At 69.3% G+C, this 16,553-nt stretch carries 16 protein-coding genes and 1 pseudogene; 5 read left to right on the top strand and 12 right to left on the bottom strand.

The genetic code is table 11. The annotated features are described in order from the left end of the window. The first annotated feature begins 73 nt into the window (after positions 1–73). Positions 74–997: a LysR family transcriptional regulator gene (locus ACH4U7_RS10615; protein ID WP_398527594.1), complete on the top strand. Its 924-nt coding sequence runs from the start codon at positions 74–76 to the stop codon at positions 995–997. A gap of 99 nt (positions 998–1,096) precedes the next feature. Next, positions 1,097–1,801 carry a Clp protease N-terminal domain-containing protein gene (locus ACH4U7_RS10610; protein ID WP_398527593.1) on the top strand — a complete coding sequence of 235 codons (705 nt, stop codon included), beginning with the start codon at positions 1,097–1,099 and terminating at the stop codon, positions 1,799–1,801. Between the two features lie 148 nt (positions 1,802–1,949). On the opposite strand, the gene ACH4U7_RS10605 is transcribed toward ACH4U7_RS10610, so the two are convergent. From ACH4U7_RS10605 to ACH4U7_RS10570, 8 genes and pseudogenes are all read right to left on the bottom strand, one after another. Further along, the gene (locus ACH4U7_RS10605) at positions 1,950–2,705 is read right to left on the bottom strand and encodes a TetR/AcrR family transcriptional regulator (RefSeq protein ID WP_398527592.1); all 756 of its coding nucleotides are present in this window, start codon (positions 2,703–2,705) and stop codon (positions 1,950–1,952) included. A gap of 48 nt (positions 2,706–2,753) precedes the next feature. Then, on the bottom strand, positions 2,754–3,419 hold the full coding sequence (locus tag ACH4U7_RS10600; protein WP_398527591.1) for a DUF4232 domain-containing protein: 666 nt from the start codon (positions 3,417–3,419) through the stop codon (positions 2,754–2,756). Between the two features lie 231 nt (positions 3,420–3,650). After that, positions 3,651–4,144 (bottom strand): annotated as a pseudogene (locus ACH4U7_RS10595) (ABC transporter permease); the annotation flags it as partial. 166 nt (positions 4,145–4,310) lie between these two features. After that, on the bottom strand, positions 4,311–5,219 hold the full coding sequence (locus tag ACH4U7_RS10590) for a class I SAM-dependent methyltransferase (RefSeq protein ID WP_398527590.1): 909 nt from the start codon (positions 5,217–5,219) through the stop codon (positions 4,311–4,313). A 58-nt stretch (positions 5,220–5,277) separates the two neighbouring features. Then, complete coding sequence (locus ACH4U7_RS10585) at positions 5,278–6,411, bottom strand: NAD(P)-dependent alcohol dehydrogenase (protein ID WP_398527589.1); 1,134 nt, start codon at positions 6,409–6,411, stop codon at positions 5,278–5,280. A gap of 2 nt (positions 6,412–6,413) precedes the next feature. Then, on the bottom strand, positions 6,414–7,814 hold the full coding sequence (locus tag ACH4U7_RS10580; RefSeq protein WP_398527588.1) for an aldehyde dehydrogenase family protein: 1,401 nt from the start codon (positions 7,812–7,814) through the stop codon (positions 6,414–6,416). 8 nt (positions 7,815–7,822) lie between these two features. Beyond that, on the bottom strand, positions 7,823–8,599 hold the full coding sequence (locus ACH4U7_RS10575; protein ID WP_398527587.1) for a (5-formylfuran-3-yl)methyl phosphate synthase: 777 nt from the start codon (positions 8,597–8,599) through the stop codon (positions 7,823–7,825). 161 nt (positions 8,600–8,760) lie between these two features. Continuing rightward, positions 8,761–9,219: a MerR family transcriptional regulator gene (locus ACH4U7_RS10570; RefSeq protein WP_398527586.1), complete on the bottom strand. Its 459-nt coding sequence runs from the start codon at positions 9,217–9,219 to the stop codon at positions 8,761–8,763. A gap of 29 nt (positions 9,220–9,248) precedes the next feature. Here ACH4U7_RS10570 and ACH4U7_RS10565 point away from each other — a divergent pair, with 29 nt between their 5' ends. After that, positions 9,249–10,019, top strand: a complete 771-nt coding sequence (locus ACH4U7_RS10565) for a methyltransferase domain-containing protein (RefSeq protein ID WP_398527585.1) — start codon at positions 9,249–9,251, stop codon at positions 10,017–10,019. A gap of 76 nt (positions 10,020–10,095) precedes the next feature. Here ACH4U7_RS10565 and ACH4U7_RS10560 read toward each other — a convergent pair whose 3' ends face one another. From ACH4U7_RS10560 to ACH4U7_RS10550, 3 genes are all read right to left on the bottom strand, one after another. After that, the gene (locus ACH4U7_RS10560) at positions 10,096–11,721 is read right to left on the bottom strand and encodes a multicopper oxidase family protein (RefSeq protein WP_398527584.1); all 1,626 of its coding nucleotides are present in this window, start codon (positions 11,719–11,721) and stop codon (positions 10,096–10,098) included. A gap of 96 nt (positions 11,722–11,817) precedes the next feature. After that, entirely contained in the window at positions 11,818–12,294 is a 477-nt protein-coding gene (locus ACH4U7_RS10555) for a hypothetical protein (protein ID WP_398527583.1), read from the bottom strand. Between the two features lie 206 nt (positions 12,295–12,500). Then, positions 12,501–13,937, bottom strand: coding sequence for an MFS transporter (locus tag ACH4U7_RS10550; RefSeq protein WP_398527582.1), 1,437 nt, complete (start codon positions 13,935–13,937; stop codon positions 12,501–12,503). 405 nt (positions 13,938–14,342) lie between these two features. On the opposite strand from ACH4U7_RS10550, the gene ACH4U7_RS10545 reads away from it, so the two are divergent. Then, entirely contained in the window at positions 14,343–14,990 is a 648-nt protein-coding gene (locus ACH4U7_RS10545) for a TetR/AcrR family transcriptional regulator (RefSeq protein WP_398527581.1), read from the top strand. 53 nt (positions 14,991–15,043) lie between these two features. Continuing rightward, positions 15,044–15,613: a S1 RNA-binding domain-containing protein gene (locus ACH4U7_RS10540; protein ID WP_398527580.1), complete on the top strand. Its 570-nt coding sequence runs from the start codon at positions 15,044–15,046 to the stop codon at positions 15,611–15,613. Between the two features lie 188 nt (positions 15,614–15,801). Here ACH4U7_RS10540 and ACH4U7_RS10535 read toward each other — a convergent pair whose 3' ends face one another. Next, on the bottom strand, positions 15,802–16,386 hold the full coding sequence (locus ACH4U7_RS10535) for a hypothetical protein (protein WP_398527579.1): 585 nt from the start codon (positions 16,384–16,386) through the stop codon (positions 15,802–15,804). Positions 16,387–16,553: the final 167 nt, after the last annotated feature.

Genomic DNA, 16,553 nt, shown 5'->3' with positions numbered 1-16,553 from the left:
CGCTGCACCACCAGGATGTTGAAGACAATCACCAGCTTCTAAAGCAAAGCTGTAGCTGCCCTACACTGTCCGCATGGATGAGCGGCAACTTCAGATCCTGCGGGAACTGGGAGAACTGGGCAGTGTCAGTGCGGTCGCCAATGCACTGCACGTGACGCCTTCCGCCATCTCCCAGCAGTTGCGCCTGTTGCAGCGCTCCATCCCCGTCCCGCTCACCGAGCGCGCCGGGCGCCGGGTCGTGCTGACCGAGGCCGGGCAAGCCCTGGCCCGCGCGGCCATCGAGGTGGAGACGGCCCTGGCCCGGGCGCGACACACCATCGCCGACTTCGCCGAGCAGCCCGACGGCGACGTCTCGCTGGCGGCGTTCCACAGCGCGGCCTCCGCGTTCTTCCCCCTGCTGCTGCGCAGCCTCGCCGGTCCGAGCCACCCACGACTGGCTCTCGCCGACGAAGATGTCGCCCAGGACCGCTTCCCCGCCCTCACCCGTGACTACGACCTCGTTCTCGCCCACCGCCTCGACCACGGCCCACCCTGGCCACGCACCGTCACCGCCAGCACCCTGCTGCGAGAGCCGCTCGATGTCGCCCTGCCGACCGGCCACCCGCTGGCCTCCAAAACGCTGCTCTTCCCACATGACGTGGCCGACCAGCCCTGGATCACCGTCCATGACGGCTTCCCGCTCATGTCCACCATCGAAGCCATCGCCAGTGTCGCCAACCGCCGCCTCGACATCGCCCACCGCATCAACGAATTCGCTGTGGTCGCCGAGGCCGTAGCCGCCGGCGGCGGCTTGGCGCTGATGCCACGCTGGACAGCCCGCGAGCACCCGAACCTCGTCCTGCGGCCGCTGGGCGCAGTCCACGCCCGACGCCACATCGACGTCCTCCACCGACCGGAACGCACCGCACGACGGGCCGTCCGAACCGTCCTCGCCGAGTTGCACCGCGCCGCCGCAGAGATCCAAAGCCAGGACACCCACGCGTCTGACTGCGCTTGACCGGGCGGCGGCCAGAAAGACACAGCGTGCGGGGAGCGCACCTGAAACGAGCGTCAATTACAAGTTGACGGCCAGCTATCGTCAACTTACGATTGACGCATGAGCCCACTCGACATCAGCCTCGCTGACCTGATCGCCCGTCTCGATGAGGAACTTTCCGACGCCGACGAACTGGCCCGCATCAGCGAGGCGCGACTTCGTGCCCAGACCCTGTCCGACCTCGGTGACCAGCTCATCGACCACTACGTCAGCAAGGCCAAGCGGACCGGCGCGTCGTGGACCGAGATCGGCGACGCCATCGGAGTGTCCAAACAGGCCGCCCAGCAACGCCACACGCCCGCCGCATTTGACCGGTTCACCAACCTGAACCGGCACAGCATCGTGCTGGCACAGGAGGCCGCCCGAACCCACAAGCACGACTTCATCGGCACCGAACACATCCTGCTCGGTCTGCTCGGCGAACCGCAGGGCCTGGCGTACGAGGTGCTGATGGCGAAAACCGAGTCTGAGCAACGCATCCGCGACGCGATCGAGGAAGCGATGCCGCCGGCCGGACAGAAGGCGCTGCGAGGTCACATCCCGTTCCGGCCGGAGAGCAAGGAGGCCATCGAGCAGGCACACCGCGCGTCGGCCGACCTCGGCCACGACTGGGTCGGCACGGAACACACGCTGCTAGGCCTGATCCGCGCCGAGGAGAGCCCCGCCGCGCAGATCCTGCGCAACCTCGGCTTCACGTCAGACGAGCTGCACGAGACGGTCAAGACCCAGATCGCCAAACGGCTCGCCGTGCGCGACAAGCAGTAACGAAACGAGCCGCCGCCGCGCGTCGGCCAGGAGGCGGGCGTCTCGATCCCCAGGGCCCAGACCCCGGGGAAGGGGGTGAGGCCGCACGCTGTGGTGGGCATCCGCAGTGCCGCAGCGCGCCTGCTCGCCCATGATGAGCTCTGTTTGGTCAGGCGATGGGGTCGCCGACGGCCCCGCCAGTCGCCGTGCGGATCGCGTGGGCGAACCGCCGGGCGGCGGCCTTCACCTCGGTCAGTTCCGTGGCGCCGGTGCCGGTGCCGGTGCCGGTGCTGGTGTCGGCGCCGGTGCCGGTGCCGGTGCCGGTGCCGGCGAGGAAGGCGACGCCGATCTGCTCGTCCAGCACCCGCACCACCGCGGCGGTGGCCGCGGCGTGCAGCCGCACCTCCAGATCACCAGCCGGACGCCCCAGCCGGTCGCCGATGATCACGCGCATCTGCTGTTCGGTCTGATCACAGGCCATCAGCCAGGCCGTGCGCAGCGCCGGTTCGGTGTCGGCGAGCCGGATCATCTTCATCGCCAGCATCTCATCAGCCAGATCGACCGGCCGCATCTCGTACTGGAGCCGGACCAGTTCCCCCGCCAGGTGATCTTCGAGGGAACTGTCCTTCGGCCAGCTGTGCAGCACGCTCATCAAGGTGACGACGCCCTGCATGACGATCGGCTCGGCGCATGCTTCCTTGCTGCGGAAGTGGCGCCAGATGGTGCGCGTGGACAACCCCACCGCATCGGCGATCTGGTCGCCGCTGGTCGCGGCCACGCCCTGCTTCCAGAACAGGCGCGCCGCCTCCCGGGAGATCTCCAGCCGCAGCCGCGTACGCCGCCGCTCGCTCATCCCTCCCACAGGGCGATTCTCCGTCGCCATAACATTCATCAACTCTTCTCCTTCTCCGTCCACAAGCGGCATGACGTCGCCAAGTGAGCCGATGCGCGGCGGTGCGCGGCGGCGGTGGTGTTACCAGCTGAGGGCGTTGTCCATCGACTGCTGCCAGTACGTGACGCTCAGGGAGTCATCCACGTAGACGCCCTCGGCGGGCAGAGACGGGTGAGCGACCCAGGAGGTGTTCTTCCCGGCGCGATCCTGGAAGGTGACGGCGAGGGACTTCACGGTGTGGCCGTTCGTGCCACTGCCGTCAGTGGCCGAAAGATTCACAGCCGCGTAGCCGGACTCGCCCGGCGCGAGCGTGACGACGGCCTGCGGCTTGGAATCCTCGTCGACCGGCGGCACCGACTGGGCCTCGCCGAAGCGGGCGGCCGGGTAGCCGTAGAGGTCGCAGGGGACGCTGCCGGTGTTGGTGACCGTCAGCAGCATGTGGTTCACCGGGCGATTCACCGGGGACGCAACCGTCTTGATGCTGGAACTCTTGCAGGCAACGGCCTTGTTGCCACTCGCGCCGGCGCCGCCGGAACTCACATCTTTACCGGGGGACGAGCCGGAGGACGAGCCGGAGGACGAGCGAGAAGAGGAGCCGATCGAGGAGCCAGCCGGGGAGCCACCTGCCGACGAGCCCTCATCAGACTCCCCCGATCCGTCGCTGCACGCGGTCAGGGAGAGAGCGGCGATCGCGGCGGCTGCGGTGGCGGTCAGCAGGCGGGTACGGGTGTCCCGGACACTGGACATGTGGGTGGTGTGCCCTTCTGTGGTGCAGTGGGGGGTGCTGGATGACCGGAGTCTGTTGGGTGATCCATCCCAGCCGCTACGAAGGACCGGCAATTGAATACGCTGGGACGGAAAACGGGCCCTGACCAGGAGCGATCCAGGGAGCCTGGAATGCGGGAATGGGACGCGCCGGGCCACGTGGGACATGGCTAGGAACGGTGTCAGGGTCGATGGAGCTGGTCGTGGAGCGGATCACCCGGTGCTCAGCGCCTCGGTAGGTGCCAGGCGGGCGGCACGTACGGAGGGGTACACCCCGGCCAGGACGCCGATGGCTGTCGCCCCGCCCGGGCCCATGGCGAGGGCGGTCAGCGGGATCGCCAGTGGCCAGCCCTGATACGTCACGTAGGCGACCGTGGCCAGAGCGCCCATCACTGTTCCTGCCACACCGCCGAGCAACGAGAGCACCACGGATTCGGTCATGAACTGGGCTCGAATCTGTCTGCGGTTGGCCCCCATCGCACGCCGAAGGCCGATCTCACTGCGCCGTTCGAGGACTGAGATGTACTACATGGTGTTGGTGTCTCCGATGCCGCCAAGCAGCAGTGCCACCCCCGACAGTCCTAGGAAAACGTGCTGTCCGCCGCCCGCTTGGCGGCCAGAGCATCGGATGGCCGACTGACTTGCACCAGCCCGGGGAGCCGCGGGTACACGGTGGCGGGAAGGACGTCGGCCACGGCCTCCATGGCGATCGTGCGGCTCACCCCTCGGGCTGGTCATCGTGCGCCGCCTGGCCGAAGCGCACAAGGGAACGTTCACCGCGGTCACCCCCGGTGAACGCCGGTCCCCCAGTGAACGCCGGTCGGCTACGGCCCCGGGGCCGCACATTCCGAGCCCGTCAGGCTTGACGGCGCGTTACGGCCGTGGCTTGTTCGCGAAGACCCACCGGTTGCCCGCCAGCGCGTCGCTCGGCTCGGGCAGCGGGCCGCGTCCGTGCCGGCGGGTGAAGTCGAAGGGGGTGTGGACCGATGTGGACCAGCCCTTGCCCGCCAGATCACCTGCGGAGTCGGGCCGCGGCTCGCCATCGAACAGGTTGAGCAGGTCGATGCCGATCTGGTGTTTCGTCGAGGTGTAGAGCGGGCTGTCGCTGAACTCCAGCAAGTCCTTGTCGAGCTTGACCTCGAACGCCAGGGCGCTTCCCCCCGTGCTCAACCGGTCCACCGTGTCGATGAGGTACGTCTCGGCGGCGCCTGGCAGGTAGAACAGCAACCCCTCGGCCAGCCAGACGCTCGGTGCGGCCGCGTCGAAGCCGGCGTCGGTCAGCGCTCCGACCCAGTCGGCGCGCAGATCGATCGGGATCGGTACGCGCGCTGCCTTCGGGGTGGCCGACAGTCCGCCGAGCACCTTGCGCTTGAACGCCAGCACGCCTTCCCGGTCGACCTCGAAGATCACACAGCCGCAAGGCCAATCGAGACGGAACGCCCGCGAATCCAACCCCGCTCCGAGCAGGACCACTTGGCGGGCGCCCCCCGCGTGCACCGACTGGAGGAGAAAGTCGTCGAGGACCCTCGTCCGCAGACCGAAGTAACGCGCGAATCGCCCCCACAGCGGGTTCGCGTCCCCGTCCGGAACCTGTTGTATGCGGACCGGCCAGCCTGCGGACGCCGGTGCGGCGAGCACGAAGTGCTCTGCGTACACGTCCCGTGCCAGGCTGTCGTGGCGGTGGGTCTCGATCGCCCGTGCCGCGGCGACCATGAGAGCGGTCAGACCGACACCCCCTTCCACGCCTTCCACACCGGTGTTCCGATGCGCTGTGCCGACCATGTGTCCTCCCTTGGCGCGAGGGTGCGGTGTCCATGACTGCCCGCCAGGTGGCGGCCCATCAGACAGGCAGCGGTGTTGAAACGCCTCGCCCATCGTCCCTCCCCTGCGGAACCAGGACGGGTTTGACCACGCGGCCCGCGTCGCAGTCGCGTTCGGCCTCGTTGATGTCGGCGAGCGGGTACGTACGGATCAGCTGGTCGAAAGGAAAACACCCGGCCTGCCACAGCCCGGTCAGCCGCGGAATCAGCAGTCCCGGCACCGCGTCCCCCTCGCAGATGTGGGAGATCCTGCGGCCCCGGTCCAGTGCCCCCGGTTCGAGCGGCAGCGCGGTGTGGAGCCGTGCCACCAGGCCGAGGTGGCCGGTCGGGCGCAGGGCCCGGAGCGCGTCGTTGATCAGCTGGGCGGAGCCCGTGGTGTCCAGCGCGTACTGCGCGCCGCCGTCGGTCAGTCGCTGAATGCGGTCGGGCAGGCCGGTCGATGCAGCGTGCAGAGGGATCGCGCGGAGCCGCTCGGCGAGGGCCAGCCGTTCGGGGTGCCGGTCGACGGCCACGGTCACTGCCCCGGCGGCGGTGGCCGCCATCACCGCGGCCAGGCCCACCGCTCCCGCGCCGAAGACCGCGATGGTGTCGCCGGGGCCGACGCCGAAGGAGTTGAAGACCGCTCCGGCGCCGGTGAGGAAGCCGCAGCCGAGCGGTCCGAGCAGTTCGATGGGCAGCGAGGGATCGACCCGGACGGCGTTGCGGGCCGGGACCATCGCGTACTCGGCGAAGGAGGACTGGCCGAACCACCGGGGAGCCAATTCGTCCCCGGCCGCGTCGGTGAACCGCGCCGCGTTCTCCTTGCGCCCTCCGAAGAGGTTGAGCGACGCGAAGGAGTCACAGTAGGCGGGGGCCGCGCCCATGCAGTTCCGGCAGCGTCCGCAGGAGTCGAAGCTCAGCACGATATGGTCGCCGACGCTCAGGCCGGTGTCCGGGCCGCCCGTCTCCACCACGACCCCGGCCCCCTCGTGGCCGAGCACCGCTGGCAGCGGTGAGCGGCCCGCCGAACGCCGGACCGCGAGATCGGTCCGGCACATCCCACAGCCCGCGATCCTGACCAGGATCTCGCCATCGGCCGGCCCCGCGTTCAGGATCACTTCCTCGACGGCGAATCGGCTCTGGTAAGAGCGCAGTACCGCCGCACCGAACCTCATCGTCACGCCTCCTCCGGACGGTGCACGACGAACGGCCTGAGGTTCCCGTAGAGCCCCCACGGCCCGCCCGCGACGCCGACGCCGCTCTCCTTGATGCCCGCGAAGGGCTGGGCGAGGGACAGTTCGGCGTGGTGGTTGATCCACGCCGTCCCGCACTCCAGCCGGTCGACCACCGCCTCGGCCCGGTCGAGGTCGGTCCCCCATACCGAGCCGCCCAGCCCGAAGCCGGTGCCGTTGGCCGCCTCGACGGCTTCGTCGAGGCTCCCGTACGGAAGCACCGGCAGGACCGGACCGAACTGCTCCTCCGTCACCACCGGGCAATCGGAGGGGACATCGGCCAGGATCGTCGGGGCGAAGAAGTAGCCCGGTCGGTCCAGCCGGTGGCCACCGGCCACGGCTCTGGCACCGGCTGCCAGGGCCTGGGTCGTGTAGCGCTCGACCCGGGCCAGTTGGGGGGCGTTGTTGACCGGCCCCAGCTGCGATCCCGGGTCGAGCCCGGCTCCGACGACGGCGGTCTTCGCGCGCTGTGCCAGGGCCTCGACCACCTGGGCGTAGAGCCGGGCCGGGGCGTAGACGCGCTTGACCGCCATGCAGACCTGCCCGCAGTTGCGGAACGCCGCCCAGAACAACCGGTCCGCGATCCGCTCCACATCCACGTCCTCCAGCAGGATGGCAGCGTCGTTACCGCCCAGCTCCAGGGTGACCCGGGCGAGCGAGGCCGCCGCGCCCTCCGCGACGGCCCGTCCGGTGCGCATCGAACCGGTGAAGGTCACGTGGCGGATCCCCGGATGGGACGCGAGTCGGGCGCCGAGAGGTTCGCGACCGGTGACGATCGTCAGTACGTCCTCGGGGAGCGCGGTGGAGATGACGGACCCCAGCAGCCGCGTGGCGAGGGGCGTGAACGGGGAGGGCTTGAGCACCACCGTGTTGCCTGCGGCGAGCGCGGGCGCGAACTTCGCCGACGCGAGCTGGAGGGGAAAATTCCACGGGACGATCGCGGCGACGGGCCCGAGCGGTCGCCAGCGGATCTCGCCGCGTACCGGCCGACCGTCTGCGATCGGCTGGGGCCCGGGGTCCAGCTCGGCGAAGTAGCGCAGGCGGGCCGCCGCACGGGCGATCTCCGCGTACGACTCGGCCAGCGGTTTGCCCTGTTCACGGGTGAGCAGCGGAGCGAGGTCGGCCCCGGCCGCCTCCACGGCGTCGGCTGCCACGAGCAACGCGGTGGTGCGGGCGACGGGATCGGCCCGCCAGCCGCGCCAGGCCTCGTGGGCCCGCTCGACAACGGCGTCCAACTCGTCCGGGTGCTGATCGGGAGCCTCGTCGAAGGCCTCGCCCACTGCCGGATCGAGAACGGCGAAGCGCTCGCCACAGGTGGGCGCGCGACGGGGCAAATGTGCCGGCATGCCGGCGGTCAGCTCGTGGCGGCGACGGCAGCTGCGTGTTCCCGGGCATGCCGGTCCATCTCCGCCCGGAAGGCGGCCACCAGCTGCGGCTGAATCCTTCCGGTGTTGCGGTCGCCCCCCTGGCAGACCGCCCCGCGCACCCCCACGATGTCCGTGCCGATGCGGGTCAGCGCGCCGAGGTCTCCCACCTTGACGCTGCCTGCGAGGGCGGCGAGCAGATCGGCCTCGTGGGCCAGCCGGACGAACTCCGCGCAGACGTCGGGCGGAACGTGGTCGAACAGCCGTGTCCCGTCCTTGATCGCGGTGTCGAGCATGGCCGCGTCGGAGCCGGAGCGGCGGGCGATGTCGGGCAGCGCGAGCGGGTTGACGCAGCCGATCCGGCCGGCGTCGGCGTAACCCGAGGCGACGACGAACGCGTCCGGCCGATAGTCCTTCACTGCCCGGACGACCCCTCGCATGACATCGATGGCCTGTTCGGGCGTCGTGCAGCCGTAGAGGCCGACCTTGATATACGTGGCTCCGGAGACAGCTGCACCGAGCGCCGCCTGGGCCACCGTGCCGGGCTTGTACGGGACGTCTCCCACGGTGGCGGACACCGGCTTGTCCGCCGGGACCGCATCGCGGATCTCCCTGATGACCCACGGGAAGTTCGCGCCCAGCGAGCCCTCGTCAGGCTTCTTGACATCGACGATGTCGAGGTGCTCCGCCGCCTTCGCACAGTCGAGGGCCTCCTCGACGCTGTCCGGGGAGATGAGAAGCAACAACGTGGCTTCCTTCCACCGCATATCCACCTGCCAAAGGGCAGGTGTGCGGAGTCGTCTGGATCACGTGCGGTCTGCTCATCATTGCTGCGGCCCGTGGCCATCGGCAGAGCGCGCGGAGTCCGAACGGGTCGTTGCATGACGTGTCCGCGCCCCTCAGCACGCCGTCCACGCCGGTCCGAAACCTACGGCTTGACAGGGATGTGGGGAGCAGCGTCCAGGCCGATGCGATCTGCCACCATCTGCCGGAAATGAGCGCACTGGGTGAAGTCCTCGTGATCGCAGTCGAGAGCGCATTCGATGAGGTCGAGGGACGCCTGCGCAGCTGCGATACGGGAGCGAAGCGCCTCGGCCTCCTCGCACAGGATGTCCCGTCGCTGCGTCGGATCGGCGGTAGCGGCCAGAGAGCGGATGGTGTCGAGGGAGAGCCCCGCCTCCTTGGCGCGCAGGATGACGGCGACGCGCGTGAGGTCGGTGATGCCGTAGCGGCGCCGACCGGCGGCATCGCGTGCGGGGGTGAGGAGCCCCATTGACTCCCAGTGACGCAGGACGTGCGTGGCCAGACCGAAGCGTTGGGCGATGGCACCGATGCTCATGGGCTCGCGCCCGCCGCCGGCAGTCATCCCGTGCTCGCTTGACTTCATGCCGACATTAAGTCGCAGCCTTGGGGCTCATGACCAGGGAAACAGATCAGAAACCCCAGTCGACGGACGACCTCATCGCGCTGCTCGACGCGGCCGACCGTCTACCGGGTGCCAAGGAACTGAGGGCTCTGTCCTGCGATTTGCTCGGCGCCGCCGCCGGCAAGTGGGTGGTCGACGTGGGTTGCGGCGCCGGCCGGGCCGTGGCGGAACTGGCCGAGCAGGGTGTGAAGGCCGTCGGTGTGGACCCGAGCGAGCGGATGATCGCCGTCGCCCGCGGCCGGTGGCCCGAGGGGGACTACCGGATCGCGGGGGCATACGAGTTGCCGCTGCCGGACGCCTCAGTGGACGGTTACCGGGCCGACAAGGTGTTCCATGAACTGAGTGAGCCGGAGCAGGCGTTGGCGGAAGCACGCAGGGTTCTTGTGCCCGGAGGGCGGATCGTGCTGGTCGGGCAGGACTGGGACACGTTCGTCATCGACTCCGCCGATCCGGCCCTTACCCGCACCATCGTGCACGCCCGCGCCGACCTGACCGCCGGCCCGCGTGCCGCTCGCCGATACCGCAACCTACTGCTGGACGCCTGCTTCGACGACGTGACGGTCGAGGTGCACACGGGCGTTTTCACCGGGTCGACGATGTTGCCCCTGCTCACCGGCCTGGTCGAAGGAGCTTGCTCCGTCGGCGCCGTCACGCGCAAACAAGCGGACGGCTGGATCGCTGAGCAGCGTGAGCGGGCCGAGGCCGACCGGGTCTTCCTGGCGCTGCCGATGTTCGTGGCAGCGGCGACCTCACCGCGATGAAGTGGTAGCCGGCTACTACCCGGTGCTGGGGCCGACCGGGCGGGCCGGCCCCAGCACCGGGCAGGAGCGGTGACGGTCAGGCCTGGTACGCGACCAGCGCCATCATGCCGGCCTCTCCGTGGTACGCGTTGTGGCAGTGCAGCATCCACTGACCGGGGTTGTCGGCGTCGAAGACGACGGACAGCTTCTTCTTGGGCAGCACGATGGCGGTGTCCTTGCGCGGGCCGGTGTTTCCGAGCTGGTAGGTGTGGCCGTGCAGGTGCATCGGGTGCCACATCTCCGTGGTGTTGACGAAGTCCAGCCGGACCCGCTGCCCTTCCTCGATCGTGAGCGGATGCGCGGCCGGGTCGTCCATGTCGAAGGCCTTGCCGTTGATGGCCCAGTTGTACTTGTCCATGCCGCCGGTCAGCTCGACACGGTGCACCCGGTCCACCTTCTTGGACGGCAAGCGGACATCGTCGGCCGCGCGCAGCTGGGACGCCGTCAGGATCCTGCCGTTCAGTTCCTTCGGGCGGACGGTCGCCTTCGGCGCGCTGCCGGATCCTGTACGCACCAGGGCCATGCCGGTGGCGTTCTTGCCCTCGGCCAGCGCGACGAGCGGGAAGACGCCGTCGCCGACCGTGACCAGGACGTCGTACCGCTCCCCCATGCCGATCAGCAGGGCGTCGACCTGCTGGTGCTCGACGGGGAACCCGTCGGTGTGGGTGATGGTCAGCTTATGGCCGCCGAGCGCCACCCGGTACGCGGTGTCACCGCCCGCGTTGATGATCCGCAGCCGGACCCGCTTGCCGGGCTTGCCCTGGTAGACGTCCGGGTCGGCCGGCACTCGGCCGTTGACCAGGTGGTACGGATACTTCACGTCGCCGGCGTCGCCGCCGAGCAGCTCGCTCTCGGCGCCCATCAGCATGAACTTCATCGACGTTCCGCCGGACGTGGGCGAGGCGGACGGGGACGCGGAGTCCTCCCCCATGTCCATGCCCCCCTTGCCGTGCATGTCGTGACCCTCCATGCCGCCGGAGCCGGAGTCACCGCCCATATCCATACCGCCCATGTCCATGCCGCCCATACCTTGACGCAGTTCGGCGAGGACCTCGTCGGGGGTGCCGGTGACTCCGTCGACCCAGTCGTCCAGGACGACGACCCATTCGTCGTCGTACGACAACGGCTCCTGGGGGTCCTCGACGATCAGCGGCGCGTACAGCCCGCGGTCGAGCTGGACGCCGACGTGGGGGTGGAAGAAGTACGTACCGGGGGCGTCGGCGATGAAACGGTACGTGAAGTTGGCACCCGCCCGTACGGCCTGCTGGGTCACCGGGGGCACGCCGTCCATGTCGTTGCGCATGGCGAGGCCGTGCCAGTGGATGGAGGTGGTCGTCTTGTTCGGCAGTTGGTTGGAGAGTTCGGCTGCCAAGGTGTCGCCGGCGGACAGGCGGATCTCCTTGCCGACGGCCTGACCGCTGAAGGCCCAGCTCTTGGCCATGATCCTGCCGCCGAGGTCGAGTATGGCGGGCGCGGCGGTCAGGGTCACCTTCTGCGTCCTGCCGGTGCCCTTCCGCTTCTTCTCGGTCGCGGCGACCGCCGAGCCGGAGGGGCTGATCAGGGTGGGCGTGCTGGTGGAGCCGCTGCTGCAGGCGGCGAGCGCGCCGGCGCCCGCGGCGCCGAGCCCCGCGAGCAAGAGGGAGCGACGGTTGATGCTGTTCATCGGGTGTCCTCGTTCTCAGTGTGCACATAAGGAGTTGGCATGCTGGAACGGCTCCTCGGCATGACAAGGGCGGCACGAGAAAGCCGTGGGCACGGCCTAAATGCGCAGCTGAGAAAGTACGGACAGGTCCGGCGGCGCCCGGTCCACCGTCCCGGCGGCCTTCGGCCCCGCGGTGACACCTCCGTGCGCGGGGACATCCCACGACGCAAGGGTCTGTTGCGGTGCCGCGAGCTTCACGGCCTCGAGGCTTGCGGTCGAGCAATGCTGCATGGCCATACCGGAGCAGGCCGGGCCATCGGCACTGTTTGTCGCGGGGGCGGTCGCCATCGGCGCGGCGGACTGTGCGGGAGCGCTACCGTGCGTGTGCCCGGACATGGCCGTCGCCGGTGCGGCATGGTTGCCCGCCATCACCATGCCGGGCGTCATCACGTGCGCGGCGGACGAGGGCGTCGGTCCGATCGCCAGGGCCGCCGTCTCGTGGTGGATCAGTACGGCGAGCGCCGCGAGCAGAGCGATGACGGCAGCGCGCGCCCAGCGGACGGCAGCGCGCGAGGCGCTGGTCCGCGGGGCCAAAGCTCCTCGTGCTGTCATCGCTGCCCTCTGGGTTCCGGTGAGACGGTGCCGCCAATATACCCGGTGGGGGTAAGTGGCACGTCAGTACGGTCACTCACACCGGGGTACGGAGAGCTCGACCTGCGGGTCTGCGGCCATGTGCGCAACGTTGATGAGGAGCGGCCACTCTTGGTCGGCGACTGCTCTTGGTCGGCGGCTACTCTTGGTCAGTGCACGTGCGGGCCGCCGGCCGACTGCGGCTTGCCTCGCGGTACGAGGCCCAGGGCCACGGCGGCGCTGGCGGCCGCCGCCACCGCACACACGATGAACGCGTCGGCGAAGCCACCCACTGAGCCTCGCTCGAACCCGGAAGCCGCGACCGTGGAGACGACGGCGACGCCGATCGAACCACCCACCTCGTGGAAGGTGTTGACGACTCCGGAGGCGAGCCCCGCCTCCCGGTGTTCCACCATGGCCAGTGCGGTCGTCGTGGCGGTGACGAACACAGCGCCGACGCCGAGCGAGGCGATCACGAAGCCCGGCAGGAGCCCGGTGTACACGCTGCCGGTCTCCGACAGCTGGGTCAGCGGGACGGTTCCGGCGGTGGCGACGAGCATGCCCGCGACAGCGGTCGGGCGGCTGCCGATCCGGCCGACGAGCCGGGAACCGAGGTGTGCCCCGATACCGGTGGCGACCGCGACGGGCAGGAACACCAACCCGGTGCGCAGCGGGCCGAAGCCCCGGAGGCGCTGCAAGTACACAGACCCGAGGAAGAAGAACGCGATCAGCAGGGCGGTGGCGATCAGCATCAGGAAGGCCCCGGCGAGCACGGGCCGCCGGGTGAACATCCGCAGGTCCATCAGCGGAGTCCGGCTGGCCCGCTCGACCGCCGCGAAAGCCGCGTACGCGAGCACCGCACCGACCAGCGGCAGCAGGCTCGAGGCGGCCGCCCAGCCGGCGTCCCCCGCCTTGACCAGGCCGTAGATCAGAGCGGCGGTGCCCGCGGTGACCAGCAGCGCGCCGGGGACGTCGAGCCGTGCGGGCTGCGGCGCTCGGGCCGGGACGAAGGCGGGCAAGGCCACCAACAGGAGCAGCCCGACCGGCACGTTGATGAAGAACACCCATTCCCAACCAGGCCCGCCGGTCAAGGCTCCGCCGACGAGGACACCGGCCGCGGAGCCGGTGCCGCCGATGGCCGCCCAGACACCGAGCGCCTTGTTGCGTTCGGCGCCGTGGAAGGTGGTGGTGACGATGGAGAGTGCGGCCGGGGAGAGCAGGGCTGCGCCGACGCCCTGGCCGACCCGGCCGCCGAGCAGTGTCGGGGCGTTCTCGGCCAGGCCGGTGACCAGCGAGGCGGCGGTGAACAGCGCGAGTCCGGCGAGGAGCGTACGGCGGGCGCCGAGGGCGTCGGCGAGTCGGCCGCCGAGCAGCATCAACCCGCCGAAGCAGAGGGTGTAGGCGGTGACCACCCAGGTCACCGCCTCCCGGCCGAGGTCGAGGTCGGCCGCCATGTCGGGCAGGGCAACGTTCACGACGGTGACGTCGAGAATCAGCATGAACTGGGCGAGGCAGATCAGCGCGAGGGCTGCCCAGCGGCGCGGGTCGGCGGGCGGGTGGTCGTCGTGTTCGGCTGTATGCGGTGCACCGGCTGCAGAGTGGGTCATGACGGGTCCTTCTGGTGCGTGGTCAGGGTCGTGGGTCGCGGGTCGTGTCCGCGCCGCGGGAGGGCGCGAGGAGAAGGGCGAGGAGCACGGCTGCCGCGGTGACACCGGCCCCGGGGGGGGCACCGCCGGGTCCATGCCGTCGACGAACGCTCGGCCGCCGCGCCGATTTGGATGGCGGCGCTGTTGGCGACACCTACGGGCACTGACGACGGCGAGGGTGACCATCGCCGGACCGGCGGGGCGGAGGTCTGCGGTGCAGCGGTCACCGGATCGGACGCGGAAGGCACGAGGTCCCCTTTCTGACGCACGGTCCCGCTCTCGCTCGGCCGAACGCCCATCTGAACCATACTGTTCAGTTCAGATGAACTCAACCGTACAGTTCAGATGGATGCTAGGGTCGAGGTCATGAGCGTGGACAGCGTCAAACGACCGCCGAGCGGCCCTCGGGCAGAGCTCAAGCGGCAGGCCATCGTCCGGGCCGCCCGCGAGCTGTTCCTGCGGGAGGGCTTCGGTGTGGGAATGGACACCATCGCCGCCGAGGCAGGCGTGTCGAAGGTGACCGTCTACAACCACTTCGGCAGCAAGGAAGCCCTGTTCACGGCGGTCATCACGAGCGCACTCGACGAGCCGCTCGCCGGTGAGTCCTCAGCCGCACTCGAGGGCCTCGCGGAAGCCGAGGACCTGCGGACAGCCCTCGTCGAGGCGGCCCGCACCTGGGTCCACGCCGTCCGCACCAATCACGAGGTCACCGCTCTGCGCAATCTCGTCGCCGCCGAACTCCACCGCTTCCCCGAGCTGGGCGAGGCCTGGAAACACCACGCCACGGAGAGCCACCACCCCGCCGTCGCCGGCGCCCTGCGTTCCCTCGCCGAGCAGGGCCGGCTGGAAATCCCCGACCTCCAAGTGGCGATCATCCAGTTCTACGGGCTCCTGGTCTTCCCGCACATGGTCTTCAGCTCCTACGGCACACACATCGACGAGGACCTGACGGACCGTCTCGTCAGCAGCGGCATCGACATGTTCCTGGATCACTACAGCCCACGGGACGCATAGCCGGTACCGCTCGAGGCCGCCGAGGATCCGCGTGTCATGAAAGGCTGGGCAGCATGGGCGGACCGTCTGAGAATCCTGAACTCTGGGCGTTTCTGGAATCACTGCACCTCGGCGAGACCCTTTCCGGAACCATCACAGCGATTGAACGGTTCGGCGTGTTCGTGGCACTGGACGACGGCCCCAACCACCCGGTTTTCCCCGGCGTCGGGTTCATCTCGATCCCCGAACTGTCCTGGCGGCGCTTCGAAGCGGCTTCCGATGTCGTTCAGGTCGGACAGCGTGTCTCATGTGAGTTCCTCCAGCTCGACACATGGAACCTGGAGGCCAGACTGTCCTTGCGGGCGACGCAGCCGGATCCCTTCCAGGCATTCGCAGATCGCAATGCGGTGGGTCAGAAACTGCGTGGGCACGTCACCAAACTGGTCCCATTCGGTGTCTTCGTCCAGGTGGCCAACGGAATCGAGGGGCTGATCCACCTACAAGAGCTCACATGGACCCCCCTGAAGGCTCCGTCGGATGTCGTCCAAGTCGGCGACGAGGTCACGGTCGTCGTCACCCAAATCGACCGAGAGCTACGCAGGCTGGTGCTCTCCCGACGACAGGCCTCACCCGACCACCTGTGACCCCGCTGTGTTCCCGTGACACGGTTCCCTGCGTGAGCGTCTCGAAGTGCCTGTCGACAGTCACGTATTTCGGCTCTGTCGGGGATCTTGTGATGACTGCCATCTGCGGGCTCCGGGCGCTGACGGCCGCCCGAGGGTGGCTGATCCACCGTCTTGATCGTCGATCCCGAACCGCCCAGCCTTGCCTTTCACCGCCAGGCGGGATTGCGGTTCGGCAGCCATGGCCCGAACAGGGACTCGTACGCGTCGCCGGTTTTGACGGTGAGTACAAAATCAGGCGCGGTAGCGGAAACCGCAGCATGCAGGCGAGCCAGCAAGCCCGGGACGGACCCGAGCTTCAGGTCCAGCGCCGCCGCCACACGCACTCGGTCAGCGCCGATTTCCGGTTCGTCCCTGAGCTCGTCGCGGCCAAGGTGGGCTGCGGTCGTCCGCATAACCTCCAGATCACCGGATCCGGAGAACTTCAGGCAGTCCCGCCAAGACGGCAGTCCAATCATGATCTCCAGTGCTTCGGCCACGCTCTGGCCGATCAGACCGGCCTGTCCCTCCGAGCTGGCATACAGCACGGGCCGAGCCGCGCCGTGATCACCACAGCGGAAGAACGTCCCGCCGGTGAAGTCGCCGGCAACACCGTCCAGGGCAACCCCGGACGACAGCCGGACAGGCTCACCGTGGTCGCCACGCGAGAGATCGAACTCGCAAACCTGCCATAGCAACTCAGCGAGCGCAGAGTCCCGCCGGATCGAGTCCAGGATTTCATCGTCGCTCGCCACGCAGTGCACGATAACAGCACCTCGACCCACTCCTTTCGAGCCGGCTTCGGGAGGACGGCCTGACTGCGCTCGAAGCGGCTGTACCGCCACGGCTGGCTTACCGCCGCCCAAGCCGACGTACCCAACTCCCGCTTCAACGGCGCCTTGCCCATCCGACGCCCGCGCCG

The organism is Streptomyces sp. NPDC020845 (assembly GCF_044334165.1).
Taxonomy (GTDB): Bacteria; Actinomycetota; Actinomycetes; order Streptomycetales; family Streptomycetaceae; genus Streptomyces.
Note: the sequence above shows the minus strand (reverse complement) of the source record. Positions and strands in the feature narration are given on the sequence as shown.